The 21,436-nt window shown below is 65.9% G+C and carries 7 protein-coding genes; 4 read left to right on the plus strand and 3 right to left on the minus strand.

What is annotated here, in order from left to right:
- Positions 1-4: 4 nt before the first annotated feature.
- Together BJ988_RS01805 and BJ988_RS01810 are read right to left on the minus strand one after the other, a co-directional pair.
- Positions 5-1,933 (minus strand): glycosyltransferase, encoded by a 1,929-nt coding sequence (locus BJ988_RS01805; RefSeq protein ID WP_179656408.1) that lies wholly within the window; start codon positions 1,931-1,933, stop codon positions 5-7.
- A complete protein-coding gene (locus tag BJ988_RS01810) occupies positions 1,930-2,703 on the minus strand; it encodes a CDP-alcohol phosphatidyltransferase family protein (protein WP_179656409.1) in 774 nt (257 codons plus the stop codon). Before BJ988_RS01810 ends, BJ988_RS01805 begins: the two co-directional genes overlap by 4 nt.
- 156 nt (positions 2,704-2,859) lie before the next feature.
- Here BJ988_RS01810 and BJ988_RS01815 point away from each other — a divergent pair, with 156 nt between their 5' ends.
- Both BJ988_RS01815 and BJ988_RS01820 read left to right on the plus strand, forming a co-directional pair.
- Positions 2,860-3,981: a glycosyltransferase family 4 protein gene (locus BJ988_RS01815; RefSeq protein WP_179656410.1), complete on the plus strand. Its 1,122-nt coding sequence runs from the start codon at positions 2,860-2,862 to the stop codon at positions 3,979-3,981.
- Positions 3,982-4,060: 79 nt separating this feature from the next.
- Positions 4,061-5,518, plus strand: coding sequence for a lipopolysaccharide biosynthesis protein (locus BJ988_RS01820; protein WP_343051407.1), 1,458 nt, complete (start codon positions 4,061-4,063; stop codon positions 5,516-5,518).
- On the opposite strand, the gene BJ988_RS01825 is transcribed toward BJ988_RS01820, so the two are convergent.
- The gene (locus BJ988_RS01825; protein WP_179656411.1) at positions 5,505-6,638 is read right to left on the minus strand and encodes a right-handed parallel beta-helix repeat-containing protein; all 1,134 of its coding nucleotides are present in this window, start codon (positions 6,636-6,638) and stop codon (positions 5,505-5,507) included. The genes BJ988_RS01820 and BJ988_RS01825 overlap by 14 nt on opposite strands.
- Positions 6,639-7,183: 545 nt before the next feature.
- On the opposite strand from BJ988_RS01825, the gene BJ988_RS01830 reads away from it, so the two are divergent.
- The gene (locus BJ988_RS01830) at positions 7,184-13,924 is read left to right on the plus strand and encodes a LamG-like jellyroll fold domain-containing protein (RefSeq protein ID WP_179656412.1); all 6,741 of its coding nucleotides are present in this window, start codon (positions 7,184-7,186) and stop codon (positions 13,922-13,924) included.
- A 154-nt stretch (positions 13,925-14,078) separates the two neighbouring features.
- On the plus strand, positions 14,079-21,125 hold the full coding sequence (locus tag BJ988_RS01835) for a toxin C-terminal domain-containing protein (protein ID WP_179656413.1): 7,047 nt from the start codon (positions 14,079-14,081) through the stop codon (positions 21,123-21,125).
- Positions 21,126-21,436 lie beyond the last annotated feature (311 nt).

Below are 21,436 nucleotides of genomic sequence, written 5' to 3' on the forward strand. Positions count from 1 at the left end.
CGCTTCAAGGTCGCAGCGCCGCCCGGAACGCCGCGGCATGCAGCGCGGCCGACTCGGGCCACTCCCGCGCCGAGAGATCGGGTCGACCCGGCGGCGGGTCGGTGGTGACGGACTTCAACGCACGCTCCAGGTCCTCGATGGTGAGAGTGCCTTCGAAGAGGTGGAGCCAGCCCGCGCCGACCTCCTCGGCCAGACGGCGGTTGACCTCGTTGTCGGGCGCCAGGACCGGGGTGTCGAGGGAGAGCGCGAGCAGCAGCGCGCCCGAGTTGTGCATCGCCCGGTAGGGCAGCACCACCAACGCGGCCTGGCCGATCTCGGAGGCCAGGGTGGCATCGTCGGCGTAGCTCAGCTCGGCGCTCACCCGGGCGTCGGCGGCGACCGCGGCACGGACCTGGTCGGCGAGAGCAGGGTCGGTGGGGGAGCCGACCAGGCGTACGTCCAGGTCGGCCTCCGGGCTGTCGGCGACCGCCTCCAGGAGCAGCTCGACGCCCTTGTAGGGCTTGATCAGGCCGAAGTAGAGCACCCGTCTCGGGTGGCTGGTGGTCGATCCGGTGGTCGAGCTTGTCGAGACCTCGATCACCGGCGCGAACCAGTCGCGATAGTGGGCGTGGACGATCGTCGAGGTCGGCACCTCGAGCGGCGGCGCGGTCTGGTCGGTGAGCCGGATGACGTGGCCGGTGCGGCCCTCGAGCGCGTCCAGGAGCCGGTGGTTCCAGCGGCTCAGGCCGTCGGGTCGGACGAGGTTGTGCCAGGTGCGTACGACCGGGGTGCGGGTCAGCCGGAGCCGGATGATGAACACGGTGGTGAGTAGTTGACGGGCCAGCCGGCGCAGCGGCGTACGTGACGATGTCATCAGCAGCTCGGGCCAGTGCACGTGGAAGACGTCGTAGCGGCCCGCGATGGCCCGGGCGAAGCCGAACAGCAGGACTTCGGTGTCATCGCGCCGGCCCAGGGTCTCGATGAGCTGGACGATGTAGGGGTTGGTCGTCGCGCGCAGCTCGTGGACCGACTCCAGGACCCGGACGGGCCGGTCGCGGCGCCCGTCACGCAGCCCCCGCACGACTGCGGAGACCGGCCGGACCGGGTGCAGGAGCTGCCGGCGGCCACCACGCATCAAGATCTCGTACGCCGCCCCGACCGCCCCGTGACGCCAGGCCCGCTGACGCTCCTGGCTGAGCCAGGTCCGCGCGAAGAGGGCACGGTTGCGGATGTTGAAGTAGTAGTAGGTGGGCGACTTGGCTCGGGAACCCTCCGCGCGCTGGGTGCCGCCTCCGGAGTGGGTCGCCGTGGCCCCGTCGACGACCGCGACCCGGCCGCCGGCCGCCCGGACCCGGGCGCAGAGGTCGACGTCCTCCCAGTAGAGGAAGTAGCGCTCGTCGAAGCCGCCGACCTTCTCCCACAGTTCGCGCGTGGCCGCGAAGCAGGCGCCGGTGATCCACGGCAGCGTCTCGGCCTCGGGGTGCTGTGACCTGGAGTGCTGGGCTCGCTGCCGCCAGGGGCGCATCGTTCCGGTGTCGAGGTCGAGATCGAGACCGGCGGAGGCGACCTCACCGCCCGGTCCGAGGACGGTCGGCCCGGCGAGCAGGAGCGGCTCGGCCTCGACGGCTGCCATGAGGCGTACGGCCGACTCGGCATCGATGGTGGCATCCGGGTTGAGGAAGAGCAGCACCTCGGCGCCCTCCGCCAGCGCGGCCGCGGCGCCCAGGTTGCAGCCGGCGCCGAAGCCGGTGTTGGTGCCCGGGAAGACCCCGGTCCAGCCCTCCCGCTCGCAGAGCTGCCGGACCGCGGCGCGGTTGGCGTCGGTCGAGAGGTTGTCGACTACGACCATCCGCGCGGAGCGGAGCGCCGCGGCGACCTGGGTCGTGTGTCGCTCGAGCAGCGACGGATCTCCGTAGCTGACCACGACCACGGCAAGCCGAGCGAGGGCACTCATCGTGACACCTGTGAGGGGCCATCCAGCGCGCGCAGCTCATGCCACCACTTGCGCAGCGCGATGGCCAGCGCGGCGGCGTTGCAGACGAAGACCAGGGCATAGGTCCACTGGAAGAGCACCCCGAAGCCGAGCAGCACGAACATCCAGCACTGCGCGCCGTAGTCCATCGGCAGGAGGGCCCATTTGCGGAGAGGGTTCTCATCGGCTGATGTCGTGGGTCGGGTCTCGACAAGCTCGACCACCGCGGGCCGGCGCAGCGTCGGCATCAGGATCAGACCGAAGTACGTCACCACAGCGACCACCTCGAAGCCCAGCGGCACCAGCAGCCAGCCGTCGGTGGCCGGGCCGAAGCGGTACCAGGACACCAGCACCGCCAGGTGGAGGCTGGCGGTCTTGAAGCAGTCGATGGTGTGGTCGAGCCACTCACCCGAGCGCGTCCCGCCGCCGCGCAGCCGGGCGAGCTGACCGTCGGAGGAGTCGAGCACGTACCCCGCGGCCAGCAGCACCGCGACCAGGACCCCCGTCCACCAGTGCGGCTCGACCAGGGCGAGCACCAGCAGGCCGGCGGCCGAGAGCGTCGCGCTCAGCGCAGTGACCTGGTTGGGCGTCGCGCCGAGCGTGTGCGCGGCCGCGGCGACGACCCGGCCGGCGGGCCGGTTGACGAGCCGCGAGTAGGCCGCGGTGTTGAGCGACGGCTTCTGCGCCTGTCCCAGCGCCGCCAGATGCGTACGGAACCCGCCTGGGGCGCGCTCGGCGCCGGTCGCGGCCATGCTCGTTCCTACTTCGCTCATATCGGGGGAGGACATCGGAAACCCTAGACGCCTCCGGACCCGCGGCGGTCACCGCGTTCGTCCTCTCCCCAGATCTGGGGAGGACTTTGCAGGACCTTCGGCCCGGATCGTGTCGGTGGCATACGGTTTCGCATCATGCCTGTGTTGGTCGCCCACCCGTCGCCGGACGTCTACGGCTCCGATCTTCAGCTGGTCGAGACGGTGCGCGGGCTGCACCAGGCGGGGCAGCAGGTCACGGTGGTCGTGCCCGAGCCCGGTCCGCTGCTCCCGCTGCTCGAGGCAGCCGGGGCGAGCGTCGAGGTGATGACGTTCCCGGTGCTGCGCAAGGCCTACCTCAGCCCGGTCGGCCTGGTCCGGCTGGCCGCGGCGTTGATGGTCTTCTGGGTGCGCGCGGCGCGGCTGTGGCGCCGGGCCCGGCCGAGCCGGATGCTGGTCAACACGGTGACGATCCCGTGGTGGATCCTCGTCGCCCGTGCCGCGCGAGTCCCCGTGGTCTGCCACGTGCACGAGGCCGAGGACGACCAGCCCAAGCCCGTACGCCTCGCCCTGACCGCTCCGCTCCTGCTGGCCACCCGTGTCGTGGCCAACTCGCGTGCCTCGCGCGACGTGATCGCGCGCACGCTGCCGGTGCTGGGGCGGCGTACGACTGTCGTCTACAACGGCGTTCCCGGACCGGAGTACGTGGCCGCTGCCCGCGCCCGGACGCCGGACGGACAGCTGCGCTTGGTGCTGGTCGGACGGCTCTCCCCGCGCAAGGGGACCGACGTGGCCTTCGATGCGCTCGCCGAGGTGCGCCGGCGCGGGATCGATGCGCGGCTGCGCGTGTGCGGGTCGGTGTTCGCCGGCTATGAGTGGTTCGAGCAGGAGCTCCGTGCCCGCGCGGCCGCAGGGGACCTGGCCGGCAGCGTCGAGTTCCTGGGCTACGTCGCCGAGCCCGCCGGCGAGCTCGAGCAGGCCGACGTGGTGCTGGTGCCCTCTCGCGTCGAGCCGTTCGGCAACGTCGCCGTCGAAGCGCTGCTCGCCGAGCGGCCACTGGTCGCGAGCCGGGTGCAGGGACTGGCCGAGATCGTGCGCGACGGCGAGACCGGGCTGCTGGTGACGCCCGACGACGCCGGAGAGCTGGCAAATGCGATCGAGCGGCTCGCTGCCGACCCCGCCTTGGCTGCTGGGCTCGCCACCGCCGGGCGCAAGGACGCCGAGCAGCGCTTCGGCGCTCAGCGCTATCGCGAGGAGATCGCGGGCGAGGTTCTCGGGTGAGCGAGCGCCAGCGAGCGAACCGTCGGATCCACACGCCGCCGCATCCGTACCCTCGCGCTTGCGCTACGGAGGTGGTGGCGTGAGTCTGGGTAGGAGCGCTGCCCGCGGCGGGCTGGTGGTGCTCGGCGGCCAGGGCGTACGCATCCTGGTCCAGATCGCCTCGGTGGTGGTGCTGTCCCGGATGCTCGGCCCTCGCGACTATGGCCTGATTGCGATGGTGCTGGCAGTTGTCGCGGTCGCCGAGATCTTCCGTGACCTCGGGCTCTCGACGGCCGCGATCCAGGCCAAGGAGCTCAGCCGCGAGCAGCAGACAAATCTGTGGTGGCTCAACACCGGCCTCGGCTTCGGCTTCGCGCTCCTCGCGATCGCGGCCGCTCCGCTCGTCGCCGCGCTCTACGGGGAGCCGGCGCTCACCATGCTGACCGTGGCGATGGCCGGGATGTTCGTCCTCAACGGCATGGCCGCGCAGTATCGCGCCGACCTCACCCGTCGGATGCTCTTCACCAGGCTCGCCTTCGCCGAGGTCGCGGCGCCAGTGCTCGCTCTCGGGGTCGCGGCGTACGCAGCGGCCAACGGCGCGGGCTATTGGGCCCTGGCTGTTCAGCAGCTCATCCAGAGCGCCGTCGCGCTGGTGGTCGCCAGCGGTTTTGCCGGCTGGCTCCCCGGCCGCCCGCGGCGCGGCGTCGAGATGGGCGGATTCCTGCGTTTCGGCTGGTCGTTGGCGGGTACGCAACTGATCAACTATGCCGCCAGCAACATCGACTCGGTGCTCATCGGCACCCGCCTGGGCGCTCAGGAGCTCGGCACCTACAACCGCGCCTGGCATCTGCTGATGACACCGCTCGGCCAGCTGCGTAGCCCCACAACCACGGTGGCCCTGCCGGTCCTGAGCCGCATCCGTGGCAACCCCGCTCTGACCCAGCGGTTCGTGCAGCGCGGCCAGATCGCGCTGGGCTACAGCCTCGGTGCCGGGCTCGGGCTGGTCGCCGGTGCCGCGGGGCCTGTTTGTGCGCTCCTCCTCGGCCCCGGCTGGGACGTCGCCGGTGTTTTCGCCCTGCTCGCCTGCGCGGGCCTCTTTCAGACTCTGGCCTACGTCGGCTACTGGGTCTACCTGGCCCACGGGCTGACCACGGAGCTGCGGCACTACACCCTGGTCGCCTCGGCACTGAAGGTCGTCTGCGTGGTCATCGGGGTGCGCTACGGGATCACCGGCGTCGCGGTCGGCTATGCGACCGCCCACCTGCTGGAGTGGCCGCTGTCGCTGTGGTGGATCTCCCGTCGCACTCAGCTGCGAGTGGGCCCGCTCTACCTCGGTGCCGCGCGCGTCCTTCTGGTCGCCGGGTCGGTCGCCTCCGCTGCCTACGTCACCGCCCAGGCGCTCGACGAGCAGCATCCCGGGGTGACGGTGCCGGTCTGCGTGGTGGCCGGGGCCGCGGCGTACGCGTTCTTGTTACTTGTCCCGCCGGTCCGGCGCGACGTGATGTCGCTGGCAGTGACCGTGCGGGGCGCACTGGCCCGGAAGGTCAGCCGCGGCTGACCGTGACCGGACCGCCGGTGTCGTCCCAGACGTTGCCGGAGTGGCTGACCTTCGTCGTGGTCGGCCGGATGATCGCGCAGCCGTCGATGCGCTGGTCGCTCAGGAACCGGTTGTCGCGGATCACCACGCCTTCGACCGGGCCCCGGCCCTTCTCGGCGATGTTGACGGTGCAGCCACCCCCGCCGAGGAGGTTGTCACGGATCGTGACCCCGTTGACGTCGCGGATGCTCTGGGTGATCTGCACGCCGGCGTTGTAGGCGCCGGTGAAGCGGTTGCCCGCGATCGTGATGTTGCCGCCGCCGATGATCTGGATCGAGTCGTCGTGGGAGGCGCCGCCGCCCTGGTAGGGGTCGCTCTCGAAGTGGTAGTTGTGGTGAAACCAGTTGTTGCGCACCGTCACGTTGCTGCCGGTGATGTGCACCTGGTCGGTGACGTGATGGATCTCGGAGCTCTCCAAGGTGAAGTCGTGGCCGACCACGCCGTTGACGCCTGACGCGGCGCTCGCGGCCCGCACCTCGACGTTGCGCACCCGCATCCCGCGACCCTTGTCGTTGTTGTTGGAGATCCCGGAGGTCTCGGAACCGGTCGGCACGATCACCCGGGTGTTGCGGATCGTCACGTTGGGCGCCTCGACGCTCACCCTGCCGTGCACCTCGAGGCCGTCGACCACCTTCCCCGCGGTCCTGATCACCAGGTCGCCACGGTGGACGCGCAGCTTCTTCTTCCGCGGTACGCCGATGTGCCCTGACCCAGGAGCGCCGTTCGCCGGTGTAGAGCTCAGTGGCTCACCCTCGCGTGGCTCCTGTTCGGCCGGCCGATCGCCGGATCGGTTCGACTTTGCGGAATCCGCGGGCTGCGTTTTCGGATCCGTACCGTCGGAGGGCTTGGGTGAGCGCGTCGACGACGCAGAGGGAGAGACCGATGGGGAGCTGGTCGACATGACCGGCCCCGGCCCGCCGAAGTCGTCGGGCGGCAGATCGCCGTAGTTCCTCTCCGCACGCGGTTCGGTGTCCTCGGCGGCACTTGTGGTCAGCGCGTAGGTCGAGCCCAAGGCGACCACGGTGGCAACCGCGGAGATGCAGAGGAGGAGGATCCGGGACGAGCCAGGGGAGACAGCCAAGACGTACGCCTTCCTGTGTGCCGTGCTGCCACTTGATGTGGCGCGACTCTGCACCGTCGCCGCGCGGTTGCGAGGACTGGATGCTGATGTTCAAAGATAGGCCCCGATCCCGGGGTGGAACGCGTGACCGGGGCCTAATCTTCGCGGCGGGAGGTCGCCCCGGCCGGCGAAGTTCGTTGTCACCGATTACCACAGCCTGGTAACGACGTTCGGATTCGTCAGATGTAGTGATGCCCTGGGGGGCTAGCGTCAGGCTTCGCTAAACCGACTCGGGATCGGAGAGGCACGATTCGCTGTCCGATCGCCACTTGGAGGCCACCGGAATGTCCCGGGTTCTCGGTTTTGTCCTGTTGTCCTATCGTCGCTCAACCTCTGGCACGTTGGTGCTGGCATTGCTCACGGGCATGTTCGCGGGTTCCGTGGTCTTCGCGCCGGCACCCGCTCAAGCGCGGTCGATGTCATCGACGGACGGCTTGGCCGCGGGGTCGACCGCGCAGGCGATGGCGTTGGCGGCTAAGTCGGGGGAGCCGACGACCGTTGACTCGTTGACGACCGAGAACACGTTGGTGACGGCGACGCCTGAGGGGCCGTTGCGGGCGGTGGTGTCTTTGGAACCAGTGAGGGTTCGTGATGGTGGCGATGGCGACTGGGTAGACATCGACACGGATCTTGTCGACGGTCCGGGTGGGATGTTGAAGGCTGCATCGGTTAATGGCACTGTCGTCGTTTCTGACGGTGGCGCGAAGGGCTCGGTCGTTGCGTCGTATGCCCCGTTCCGCGTACAGGGTTCTAAGGGTGACCGTGCGGCATACGAGCTCCTCGCGCCCTTTGACCTGCCGGAGCCATCGCTGGATGGACCGACTGCTACCTATGTCGACGTCATCCCTGGCGTTGACTTGGTGGTCGAGGCGAAGCCGGCGGGATTCTCGTACTTCTTCGTGGTGAACACTCGCGCGGCGGCGCAGTCGCCGAAGTTGGCGGAGCTGCGGATTCCGTTGCGGTTGAACGGTTTGAAGCCGAAGGCCTCGGCTGGTGGCACGGCATTTGTGGACGCCGATGGCCGTCGGGTGGTGTGGTCGGGCACGCCGATGATGTGGGATGCCAAGGGTGGTGAGGTCGCTCGGGACTCGGGCGAGGAGGCTACGGATGGTCCAGCCCCGTCTGATCAGGTCGCTGTGTTTGACGCGGTGGCGTCGGACACGGAGATGGTGCTGAAGCCGGATGTCTCCCTGTTGGCTTCGAAGAAGACGACGTTGCCGGTGGTTATTGACCCGGCGACGTCTCAGCCGACACGGAATGGCTGGACCGCAGTGTGGTCCAACTACCCAACGAAGTCGTTTTGGCAGACCGAGCACTCCCTGGGCGCAGGGTATGAGGGTTGGGAGCAGAACAAGAAGGTCCGCTCATATTTCCGTTTCCCGATCACTTCCGCGCTCAAGGGAACCCGTGTTCTGTCGGCGGCGATGAACGTGAAGCAGATCCATGCGGCGCAGTGTGCGGAGCACCCGACCCAGGTGTACCGCACTGATCCGATCGGCACGGCGACGACGTGGAATCGGCAACCGGCCCGTGGTGCGTTGCAGGACACTCGCTATTCCTACGCCGGGTGTGGGTCCGGTTCGAACTGGGTCGGCTGGAACGTGAAGTACGGGATGCAGAACATTGCGGACCAGGGTGTCTCGTCGGGTACGTTCATGATTCGGGGGAAGGACGAGTCGAACAAGTATGCGTGGAAGCAGTTCGATGACGACGGCGCGCATCTTGAGATCAGCTACATGCCGTACCCAAATACGTCCAAGACGTACTTGAAGGATTCTTCTGGATCCGTGGCGTGCGGCAGCTCGACAGATCCGGCGATCGTGACGTCGACCGACATTCAGCTGGGTGCGGAGGTGTCGATCCGGTCGGCGAAGGACAAGCTGTACGGGGCCTTCAGGATCGAGAACACCGGCACCGGCGGCACGGCGGCTCAGGTCGCACCCACGGGTAAGGAATCGGGTCAGGTTTCGTGGGTTTCGCGAACTGTGTCAAATGGACATAAGTATCGGGTTTATTCGCGTGCGCGGGTGTATCTGAACTCTGCGAAGTCATCGCACCTGGAGTCGAAGTCAACTTCGGGGTGGTGTTACTTCAGGGTTGATACCTCGGCTCCGAAGGCACCGAAGCTGACGAGCAGCAATTTTCCCGAATGCGCCGCCGAGGCACCATCGACCTGCCCACACACCGGCACCCGCGTGGGAGGAACCGGCACTTTCACTGTCGACGCACCGGATACTGATGTGGTCAAGTATCAGTGGTGGGTCGTCGGGCCGGCGTCGGGCGAGCCGACGTCCAAGACGTCAGTGACGACCACGGGCGGTGCTGCGAAGACATTCTCGTTCACGCCGAAGAAGACGGGGTTGCGAAAGATCCAGGCCCAGGCCTTTGACGAGGCTGGCTTTGGTGGCGCGTCGGCGACGTATGAGTTCTATGTCGCGGCGAATGAACCGGTCGCTGACTGGACATTCGACAACGAAGCCGCACGTGGCGCGAACACTGGCCGGGACCCCTCGACCGGGACTTTGTCGCTGGGGGGCGCGACAATCAGCGATCTGGGCCGCGCTGATGACGGGCTGAGGTTCACCGGTGGCGCCCCGGCAACGACGACGGTGGCTGGGGTCAGCACCACCCAGGACTTCTCGGTTGCAGCTTGGGTTCGTGTATCGACCTCGGAGTCAGCGACTTTAATCGCGGCCACGTCGGCGACTGGAGACGCCTTTGAACTCGGCTATGACGCCGGCTCACGCAAGTGGGTGGCGGGTCGGCGCAGCAGCACCGAGACCCGGCAGGCATCCTCGAACGCAGTGGCCGACGTGGGTCAGTGGGCCCACCTGGCGGCGACCTACCAAGCCTCCTCGAAGACGGTGACGCTGTATGTCAACGGCGTCAAGAACGGGACGGCCACCTATACGGCAGCGGCCGAATCTGTCGAGGGTTGGCAGTTGGGCTGCGGCAACTCAGCTCTCAACGCACCTGGATGCGCGAACGGGATGGTGGACCAGGTCGGGATCTGGGATGTTGCGATCGGCGATCCCGATGTGACCGCGCGTTTGAAGCTCGATTCAGAGACTCGTGAGGAGACCTCGACCGCAGCGGACTGGGATATGGCTGCTGACACCTCGACTGCCGGGGTGATCACGGACCGCTCCTTTGGAGCCAAGCTCGCGGTTTCTGGTGCGGGCTCTAACTATCTGGCGGGTGCGCTCGATGGCGCCGTGACGGTTCCGGCCTTGACATTGCCTGGTGAACCGGGGCAGCAGGTCAAGATGCCGCAGTCCCCAGTGGCCTCATCGACCTCGTTCACGGTGGGAGCGTTGGTGCGGATCCCGGACGGCAGCCGTGCAGCGGTGATTGCTCAGCAGACGAGCACCAACACTGCTGCCTGGACGTTGGGGTATCGGCCGACCAGCGATGGGGTGATGCAGTTCTACTTCCGGATGGCGGCCTCTGATTCGGCTTCGGCTGGGGTCTCCGAGGTCCGGTTGAATGTTGACTCGCTCAACGATTTCAACGCGGTGACGGGTGTATATGACGCAACTAACAACGTGATCAAGCTCTACCTCAACGGCCAAGCATTCGCTGATGACGACGGCAGCGAGTTCTCACCGCGGGCCGAGGACGCGTTCACGACCCCGTGGCAGGCGCGAGGCGCGTTCAGCCTTGGCAACGGCACCGCGAATCAGTCCCTCGGAGGGCCCCAGGCGCCGTTCGCGGGTGATATCGCCCGGATCAAGCTCTTTGCCGGCGCCATGACTGCCGACGCGATTGAGAAGGGAGGGGACGGGGTTACTCCTCCGTTCGAGGCTCCGGTGATCACGCCGATTGATACCGAGAAGGTTATTGATGTCGACTTCGCTGACGGTGTGATCAACGAGCGGGTTGCCGGTCTGGCAGCACGGACCTCGGGTGCTCCCGGCTTTGGTACGGATGCGACGGTTTCTGCTGCGGGGCCGACCGGCGTGATGCAGGTTGACGGTGTCTCCGACGCGGTTTCGTTCGCGGTTGACCCGTGGGCGCAGATGAGTGGCGGATTCACCGTGGAGTGTGTCTTCAAGATCGAGACCACCCTGCCGGTATCCAGCGAGCGGGATCTGTGCGCGAATAAGGAAAGTGGCGGCTTCGGGATCTTCGTCGAAGGCTCCGATTTGCGCACCAACGCCTTCATCGGTGGCTCCTACCAGGTTGTGTCTACGCCTGCTGAGGCCGACCGCTGGTATCACGCCCTCTCGGTGTGGGACGGCACAACCTTGGCGTTCTACGTCAACGGGGTCCGGGTCGGCGAGACAGCGGCGGGTGGTGCCCTGGGTGCACCGGCTTCGACGGCCAGGAACTTCGTGATCGGAGGTGACTCCGGCCCCAACAACGCTATTCAGTTCCGGTCCCCTCCGGCCTCCTTCGCGCACGCGGCGGTGTATTCGCGGGGTGTGTCCGCCTCGGAGGCGACCACGATGGCTGCGAGCTGGAAGACCCCGCCCCCAGCCGATGCGGCGGTGGCTCCTCTCGAGACGACAAAGAAGCTCGACGTCGACTTCGCTGGAGGTGTCCCGAATGAACGCGCTGAATCACTTGAGCCGAGAACCTGGGGCACCCCGGCCTACTGGACAGACGAGACCGTCTCTGCCGAAGGACCGACGCAGGTGATGCGAGTCGATGGTGTCGATGACGCCGTCTCCTTCGAGACCGATCCGTGGGCCGAGCTGTCCGGTGGATTCACCTTCGAGTGTGTCTTCCGCATCGAGACCACGCTGCCGGTCAGCAGCCGTCATGACCTGTGCTCCAGCAAGGAAGCCGGTGGATTCGCGATCTCTGTTGAAGGCTCTGACATCCGCGTTATGGCGCATATCGGTGGCACGTACCAGAGTGCCTCGACACCGGCGGATGCTCCAGCTGTCTCGAACCGCTGGTATCACGTCGCGTCCGTGTGGGATGGCGCCACGCTGGCTCTGTACGTCAACGGGACCCGGGTCGCGGAGACACCGGCGACGGGGCCGTTGACGCCGCCGACCGAGGTCGCGCGTCGAATCGTGATCGGTGGGGACTCCGGGATGCATCAATCCGTATCATTCCCAGCGCCGCCGTCGTCGTTCGCTCACGCAGGGGTGTATGCGCGTGCTGCCTCGGCCACTGAGGTCGCTGAGATCGCGGCGAAGTGGGAGACGCCGGATGCTCCGGTCGTTCCTCCGCTCGAGACCACGATGAAGCTCGATGTCGACTTCGCTGGTGACGCCCCGAACGAACACGCTCAGGGTCTGCCGGCCCAGGTATGGGGCACCCCCACCTACTGGACCGATGACCAGGTTGCGGTTGGCGGTCCGATGCGCGTGATGCGGGTCGATGGGGTTGACGACGCGGTTTCCTTTGCGGATAACCCGTGGCCTGCTCTGGCGGGCGGGTTCACTTTCGAGTGTGTCTTCCGGATCGAGACGACGTTGCCGGTCAGCAGTCAGCGTGACCTGTGCTCGAGCAAGGAGAATGGCGGGTTTGCGATCTCTGTCGAAGGCTCTGAGATCCGCGCAGCGGCACATATCGGTGGCACCTATCGGAGGGCCGCGACACCGGCCGACGCTCCAGCTGTCTCCAACCGCTGGTACCACGTCGCATCCGTGTGGGACGGCACCACACTGGCGTTGTACGTCAATGGCGCCCGGGTCTCGGAGACCGCAGCGGCGGGGCCATTGACGCCGCCGGCCGAGGTCGCACGGAAGGTCATGATTGGTGGTGACCCCGGTTCCAGCGGAGGAGTCTCGTTCCCTGCTCCGCCGTCCTCGTTCGCTCACGCAGGGTTGTATGCGCGTGCTGCCTCGACCGCTGAAGTCGCTGAGATCGCGGGGAAATGGGAGACACCGGATACCCCGGTTGTTCCTCCGCTCGAGACCACGGCGAAGCTAGATGTCAACTTCGCTGGCGACACACCGAACGAACATGCCCAGGGCCTATCGGCGCAGGTCTGGGGCGCTCCCGCATATTGGACCGATCACCAAGTATCGACTGGTGGCCCGTCGCGTGTGTTGCGGGTCGACGGTGTCGATGACGGGGTTTCCTTCGCGGATGACCCGTGGCCTGCTCTGGCGGGTGGTTTCACTTTCGAGTGTGTCTTCCGAATCGAGACGACGTTGCCGGTCAGCAGTCAGCGTGACCTGTGCTCAAGCAAGGAGAATGGCGGGTTCGCGATCAATATCGTAGGCTCCGACCTCCGCGCAGTGGCACACGTCGGTGGCACCTACCGGGTGGTCTCGACACCAGCGGAGGTGTCTGTTGCCTCGAACCGGTGGTACCACGTCGCATCGGTGTGGGATGGCGCCACCTTGGCGTTGTACATCAACGGCACCCGGGTCGCCGAGACGGCCGCTTCTGGCGCATTGAGGCCCCCGGAGGAGGTCGCACGTCACATCATGATCGGCGGCGATGCTGGTTCCGGCCCAGGTGTCTCCACCCCGGCTCCGCCGTCCTCCTTCGCTCACGCAGGGGTGTACGCGCGCGCCGCCTCGGATGCTGAGGTCGCCGAGATCGCGGCGAAGTGGGAGACGCCGGCCAACCCGGTCGTTCCTCCGCTCGAGACCTCGACGAAGCTTGATGTCGACTTCGCAGGTGGGACTCCGAACGAAAACAGCCGAGATCTACCGGCTCGGATCTGGGATGCCCCCACGTATTGGACCGACGACCAGATCTCTGTTGGTGGGCCGACGCAGGTCATGCGAGCCGATGGTGTCAATGACGGGGTGTCTTTCGACTTCGATGCATGGGCGGATCTGTCGGGTGGATTCACCTTCGAGTGTGTTTTCCGTGTCGAGACCGCTCTGCCTGTGCAAAGTCAGAGTCATCTGTGCTCCGGCATGGAATCCGGTGGGATTGGGATTTCCTTCCTCGGGTCTGCTCTGCGCGTAAGCGCGCATATCGGTGGCGCCTACCGAGTGGCATCGACACCAACGGACGTGTCCTTTTCCTCGGACCAGTGGTACCACGTCGCATCGGTGTGGGACGGCCACACTTTGGCGTTGTACGTCAACGGGACCCGGGTCGCGGCGATCGCGGCCGCAGGCAAGTTCACGCCGCCGACCGAGCTCGCACGAAAGATCATGATCGGCGGCGACCCCGGCGCTAGCGGAGGGGTTTCCCTCCCTACCCCGGCATCGTTTGCTCATGTAGCGATGCATGCGCGCCCTGCCTCCGCGACGGAGGTTGGTGAGACTGCGGCCGAGTGGAACACCGCACCGGCAGCCTCGCCTAACCAAGAGGGCACCGGCTAACCCGGCCCGCGCTGGGGCCTCCCCGTGGTGGTTCCTCGTCCACAGGACGAGGAACCACCGGTCGGCCTAGCCCTGAAACCAGCCCGGACGCCGTTCGCCCCGTTCGTTCACCTCTTTGCTCGCCTTGGCTTGATCTCGGAAGGACCCCCCACGCATGACACTCAGCAACAGTTTCGATGGCAACCAATCCGCAACCCAGCGGCCCACGATCAGTCGGCGGATGGGCGACTCGCTGACCCGCCATCTTGGTCACGGCAAGGTGTGGCGACGAGGTGGTGTCGGGCTCGCGATCACTGGCCTCGCCGCAAGCCTGTGTGTCACGTTGACTCTGCCTGCTGCGGCGGCCACTTCAGGGTTCGACAAGCCGAAGCTTGAGGCAACCAAACCGGTCAAGGTCACCGACCACCAACCGGTGAAGGCTGCCAGCCTGACCAAGGAGCAGCAAGCTGACGTCGACCGCGCCAAGACTGTCGGAAAAAACAAGGTCACCTGGCCCGCAGCAAAAACCGCCAAGCTCGCATCGCCAGCCACAACGGCACCGGGCGACAACGCCGGTGCCGTCGCGGGTAGCGACAGTGCCGCGGGCAGCGAGAACGGCCCCGAGTCAGTCTCAGCAGACTTGGGCCCGGTCGACGTGTTCGCCGAGCCTGAATGGGCTGACCTGGAAACCGAAGTCGTCGCCCACGCCAAGTCAGTGAAGGCGGGCGTCGACGGTGTCGCGGTTCGCCTCGTCCCCACGACGTCCCAACAGCAACTGGCTCATGAAGTTGCCACAGCCAAGGAAAAGTCGAGCAAGAAGTCGAGCAAGGCCGCTCCGGTCGAGGTGCGGTTGGACTACACCTCGATCGAGGCCGCCCACGGCGCAGACTGGGCAGGCCGAGTCTCCCCGCGGCTCTATCCCGAATGTGTTCTGACTACCCCGGAGAAACAGGCGTGCCAGGACTTCACCACCCTGGGCGCCGACCGCGACCCCAAGACGAAATCGATCATTGCGGATGTCCCGCAGACCGGTCTCACCGATTCGGGGGTGGTGCTCTTCGCGGCGACGAGCGCATCGGCCACGGGCACCGGTGACTTCGCCGCGACTCCTCTCGCGGCGTCCTCATCGTGGTCGGTTGGAGGCGGATCCGGTGGGTTCTCCTGGTCCCATCCGTTCACGATGACCGCACCTGCAGCAGGATCGGCGCCTTCGCTTGCGGTGGAGTACTCCTCTCAGACTGTCGACGGGATGACCTCGACCACCAACAACCAGTCCTCGGTGCTGGGCGAGGGATTTGATCTGTCGCAGGCCTTCATCGAACGTTCCTACTTGGTGTGTGACACCGACGGCCGCGAGAACAAGGCCGACATGTGTTGGAAGAACGACAACGCCACCCTCGCGATGGCGGGTGCCGGCGGAGAGTTGGTCAAGTCCGGGGACGGAACGTGGAAGCTCGCCAACGATGACGGCACCCGGATCCGGCGCATCGCGACCGCCGCGGACTCCACCAACACGCGCGTCGAGAGCAACGCTGCGTTGGCAGCGGCAAACCCGGACAACAACAACGAATATTGGGAAGTCACCCGCCCCGACGGCACCCGCCTCTACTTCGGCCGCTCGCGGGTACCCGGCCAAACCGAGCCAACGAACTCGGTGTGGACGACACCGGTCTACGGCAACAACGACGGCGAGCCGTGCTACAGCGCCTCTACCGGCGCCGAGAGCTTCTGTGGGAAGCAGGCTTGGCGGTGGAACCTCGACTACGTCGTGGACACCTCCGGCAACGGCACCGCCTACCGATACGCCGAAGACATCAACCACTACCGTCGCAACAACACCACCCCGACCGAGTACACCCGGGGCGGGCGCCTGACCCAGATCGACTACGGCCTGCGGAACGGCACCGACGGTGGCACCACCAACAACGCGCCGCCGTACCGGGTTGCGCTTGACTACGCCACCCGCTGCCTGGCAGCGACCGGTTGTGAGACCTACACCCAGTCGAACTGGCCTGATACACCCTTCGACCAACTCTGCGCCGCAGGCGCGGAATGCACGGGGAAGCTCTCGCCCACTTACTTCACCCGCCACCGGTTGAACACCGTTACTACGCAGACTCGCGTCGGCGGGGCCTACACCCCGGTGGATGAGTGGGCCTTCGACTACACCTGGGTCAACCCCGACAACCAGCAAGAGAGTGTGCTGTGGCTGAACAAGATCACACGCACTGGTAAAGCCGGCGACGGCGCCGACATCACGCTGCCGCCGACCACGTTCACCTGGTCCAACCACGACAACCGCGTCAACAGTGCCGCTGACGGGATCTCGCCGCTCACCCGCTACCGACTTCAGGGCATCACTACCGAGACCGGCGCCCACACCTCAGTCTTCTACAGCGACCCCAACTGCACCCCTGGTGATCTTCCCGCGGCAGCCGAGTCGAACGCGCGGCGCTGCTACCCGGTGAAATGGACACCTGAAGGGGTTACCCAGGAACGTAAGGACTGGTTCCACAAGTACGTGGTGACCCAGGTCGACCAGATCGACCAGACCGGTGAAGGTGACCCGATCACCACCTTCTACAACTACGAGGGTGGTGCCGCGTGGGCCTATAACAACTCACGCCTCATCCCGGAGAAGTACCGCACCTGGTCGCAGTGGCGTGGATACAAGACAGTCCGGACCACTACTGGTGACCCCGGCATCACCGACACCCGAACCCAATCGGTCGCGACCTATTTCCAGGGCATGGACGGCGACCGGGCCAACGCGGATGGTGGCGCCAAGAACGTCACCGTCACCGACTCCACGGGTGCCTCCCACGCCGACAACATCCACCTGGCCGGGCGCGCCCTGGAGACCAAGACGCTGACCGGCGCCGGGGGCGCGGTGCACACGAGCACGATCAATAAGCCCTGGGTCCACGTCACCGCTGGCAGCGGACTGGAATCGGCTGCATTCACCGGCACAGAGATGACCCTGACGAAGCAGGCGTCGTCGGACGGCGGCTACCGCACCCGTCAGATCGACTACGTTCACGACACTTCCACTGGTTTGGTGACCCGGGCCTCTGACCTCGGCGATACCACCGTGTCCACCGACCAGACCTGCACGGCGACCGCCTACGCCGGCACCAGGACAGTCGACGCGGCCTGGATGGTCGGGTTCGCCTCTCGACAAGTCACCTCCAAGGGCGTCTGCGGCGCGACCGCTCTGGATCCGTCCGAGACCAACACGATCTCTCACACCCGCACGCGTTACGACGGCGGCACCCAAGGCCAAGCTCCTACCAAAGGCCTGCCGACCGAGACCGACCGAGTGAAGTCGTTCAACACCACCCCGGCCCCGGTCTTCCAGATCACTGCGACCAGCACCTTTGACGCCTACGGGCGCCAGATCAGCGTGAAGGTGCCGGCTGGCAACGGCGCGACCAGCACTGATACGACCGTCTACGCCCACACCGCCGACGGAACGCTCGCGAGCGTCGCACAGACGCAGGACTCGACCGGGAAGGCGTTCAAGACGACGACCGCCTACACGCCCGAGCGGTCGATCGCGGCGAAGATCACCGACCCGAACAGCAAGAACACCTCGGCCGCCTATGACTCCCTCGGGCGGACGGTGTCGTTGTGGAAGACCAACCGATCCGCCTCTGCTACCCCGTCAGTCAAGTACAGCTACAAGATCAGTCGCACCGAACCGATTGCGGTCACCACCAGCACGTTGAACCGGCTCGGTGATGGCTACCGGGTCAGCACGGAGATCTACGACTCCCTCCTTCGGCCCCGCCAAACTCAGACCGCGTCACCCGGCGGGCGCCTGATCACCGGCGTCCTCTATGACGCTCTCGGGAACGCTGATCGATCCTATGACCGGCTCTTCACCACCGGCGTGCCCACCGACACCATGGCCGATGTCCTCATTGGGACGGCCTCGCACTCAGTCAAGACCAGCTTCGACGGCCTTGCCCGGCCGACCAAGGTGACCGAATACAGCCACACCGACGAGCTCTGGTCGACCAACCTGACCTATGCCGGTGCCGACAAGGCCACAGTCGACCCGCCCCAGGGAGCACCCTCGACAACCGGCTACACCGACATCCGCGGCCAGCAGGTCAAGCACGTCGAGCACGGTTCGACCGACGCCCGGGACCTGACCACGACCTATGACTACGATCTGGCCGGTCGGATGCTCGCCATGCGCTCACCCGCGGGCGAGTTCGAATGGGACTACGACCTCAGGGGTCGTAAGACCTTCCAGACGGACCCCGAGGCGGGCACCACCGAGTTCACCTACACCGAGAACGACCTACTCGCCTCCACTACCGACGCACGTGGCAAGGCAACGTCCACCGTCTACGACCAGCTCAACCGGTCCACCCACCTCTACGACGGCGCCACAGCCGATGCCACCAAACTCCTGACGTCGTGGACTTACGACACCCCGATGAAGGGTCTGCCGAGCTCGACCAGTCGGTACGTGGGCGGCCAGAACGGCGCGAAGTTCACCCACACCATCGCGGGTTACAACACTGCCTACAATGTCTCGTCAGAGAACTTCACCGTCACCGGCGCCGCCACTGGCGACGAGACGCTCACCAGCCTCGACAACGGACTCCCCGCATCACTGGTTCACCAGGTCCAGTACAACGTCGACCAGTCCGTCTCGATCGACTACACCCCTGGTGTCACTGTCGGCACCACCAGCGTGCTCGCCAAGGAGAACGTCGACTACACCTACGACGAGCTCGGCAACCCGATCACGATGGGCGGGACGAACTGGATCGTCCAGGACATCGACTACGACGGCTGGAACCAGCCCTCGAACATTCACCTCGGCCAAGGCCCCAACCAGTCGCTGTATCTGTCCAACGGCTATCAAGAAGCCACCGGCCGGCTGACCCGAACGCTCGCAACCACGAGCCTGTCCGAGACCGTCGTCTCTGACCACCACTACACCTATGACCCGGCGGGGAACCCGACCAAGGACCACGACCGAGCCAACGGTGACGCTCAGTGCTACACGTACGACGATCATCAACGTCTCGCTGCTGCGTGGACGCCTGCCGACGCCAACTGTGGGACAGACCCGGCCACCGCTCTGCTCGGAGGCCCCGCTCCATACCGCCAGTCCTGGACCTACACCAGCAGCGGCCTACGTAAGACCCAGACCAGCCACCTGCCTGCGGTCGGGACCACAACCCCGGCCAGCGAGGTTACCGACACCTACACCTACCCGGCAGCGGGATCGGCGCACGCGAACTTCCCGAGCAAGGTCACCCGCACCAACACCGCCACAGGCGCGGTCATCGAGACCGACCCCTATGGCGTGGACGACGCCGGTAACACGATCGCGCGTCCCGGAACAGCTGCAGGCACCGCCCAGGATCTGACCTGGAACAGCGAAGGTGACCTAGCTTCTCTTACGGTCAAGGGCGACGGCCCGGACAAGGCAACGACCTACCTCTACGGCGCCGATGGCACCCTCCTGGTCAAGGACTCACCCTCCGAGAAGACCCTGATGGTCTTTGGCCTCGAGATCACCGTCGACAAGACAGCCAGCCCGTGGGTCACCTCGGCAGCGCGCCACTACGACACCCCGGTCGGCCAGGTCGCGGTCCGTCACAGTGACGGGTCTCTGGACTTCCAGATCCCCGACGCTCACGGCACCGCCCAGACCAGCCTCGACGCCGCCAGCCTGACGGCGACCCGGCGATACATGACTCCGTTCGGCGAAAACCGAGCCACGATCACAGGCGCAAACCCGGACGAGGAGACCGACGCCTGGCCGACCAGTCGTGGATTCTTGAACATGCAGGTTGACGACGACACCGGCCTGACCTCGGTCGGGGCGCGGCAATACGACGCAGGCATCGGCAGGTTCATCTCGGTCGACCCGCTTCTGGACACCGCCAATTCCTCGCAGGCGCTGGGTTATGTGTACGCGAACAACAACCCGTTGACCTGGTCTGATCCGACCGGGCTGGCGCCCCAGTGTGCGAGCGATGCAGGCGGCTCCGCCGGATCATGTGGCTACGACGGCACCCAGGTGACCTGGTTCGACAGCGACAACGACGGCGACTGGCACGACACCCCCGGCACGCCGGGCCGATACCCGACCTCAACAGGCGGGGACATTGGCGGCGGGACCACGAAGGTCTCTGACAAGCAGACTGGTCCTTCTCGCGAGGAACTCGAGGCCGCCGCAGAGGCCCAAGCAACACTGAACCGCTCAATCGGTGATGTTGCGCTCAAGGTCGGCTGGGAGGTCCTGAAGGATTTCATCGGCTACAACGACCTTGTCTCATGTCTGGACAAGGACTACAAGGCCTGCGTCGGTCTCGTGCTCGGGAGTGTCCCGTGGGGCAAGGCGTACAAGGCTGGTAAGGCGCTCTACAAGATCGGGAAAGCTGCTGCAGAGTTCATCGGGCAGCAGAAGGCCGCTCGCAAGCTCTTGGCGACGATGCGCGCGAGGTACTCGCCAGGATGCAACTCCTTCACCGGCGACACGCTCGTCCTCCTCGCTGACGGGAGACGTATCCCGATCCGGGATGTACGTATCGGCGACTGGGTGTGGGCGACGAACCCGGTGACTGGAGTTGATGGTCCGCGCCCGGTGACGAACCTGATCCGGCATTCGGGCCCGCACACGATGGCGTCGGTACAGACTGCCGACGGCCACTGGATCGACGCCACCGACAATCACCCATTCTGGGTCGACAACCGTGGACCGGACGGTGCGTGGGTGCCGGCGATCGCTCTGGCGATCGGCGATCTTCTCCAGACGGGAGTTGGGACCCGGGTCCAGGTCACCGCTGTCGATGTGTGGATCGGCGATTTGACAGCATACAACCTAACGGTCGGTGGGCTCCACACGTACCACGCTGGTGCTGGCGATATCATTGTCCACAATGCAAGTCGTCAGTGTGGGAACCCGCTTACGCGGAGCCAAACGGAAGACGTTGCCAAGTACCTTGGCTACGATAAGACCAAGGAGAGGTCGGCTGGCGGTCAAGCAATCTGGGAGAACAGAAAGGCGTCGGGTGGCCAGCCCAAGCGGATTACTTACGACAACACCGGTCATGTTGGTGGAGTCGTGAAGGGTTCGAGCAATAGGAAAAAGAACTTCCAATCTCCCAAAGATAGCGCCCGTGAGGGCACATACGGCTTAGACGTATCTACCAGCGGCGACTTTCATGGATTCGAACGGATCGCAAAGTGATCAGTATAAGGATTTCACCCCGTTCGGACGATGTTCGCGGAGGCCTGGCATCGGTTTCTGGCTGGAGGGATTACGAAACTGACGTCCTTGAATTTCTTGAGGACGTGCTGAGTTCATGGCGTGTCGAAGAACTGGTGGTCGGTGACCTATATATCGGTAGTACCTTCGACTCGAACGCTCCGCGCCTCGGGAGCGTCCTTGCTCGGGAGATTGGTTTGCGCGAGCTGCTTCGAATTGCGTCAGGCGACGGGCCGTCTTTCGTTTTATGCGCGCCCGGTGTCGTGATTGGCGCCTCCTATGGGGCTGTAATA

The sequence above is a fragment of the Nocardioides panzhihuensis genome (assembly GCF_013408335.1).
Taxonomy (GTDB): Bacteria; Actinomycetota; Actinomycetes; order Propionibacteriales; family Nocardioidaceae; genus Nocardioides; species Nocardioides panzhihuensis.

Bases quoted from the DNA above. Each gene is read 5' to 3' on its own strand.
- BJ988_RS01815 (WP_179656410.1), top strand. From the start codon at position 2,860: ATGCCTGTGTTGGTCGCCCACCCGTCGCCGGACGTCTACGGCTCCGAT.
- BJ988_RS01810 (WP_179656409.1), bottom strand. From the start codon at position 2,703: ATGGCCGCGACCGGCGCCGAGCGCGCCCCAGGCGGGTTCCGTACGCAT.
- BJ988_RS01805 (WP_179656408.1), bottom strand. From the start codon at position 1,933: ATGAGTGCCCTCGCTCGGCTTGCCGTGGTCGTGGTCAGCTACGGAGAT.
- BJ988_RS01835 (WP_179656413.1), top strand. From the start codon at position 14,079: ATGACACTCAGCAACAGTTTCGATGGCAACCAATCCGCAACCCAGCGG.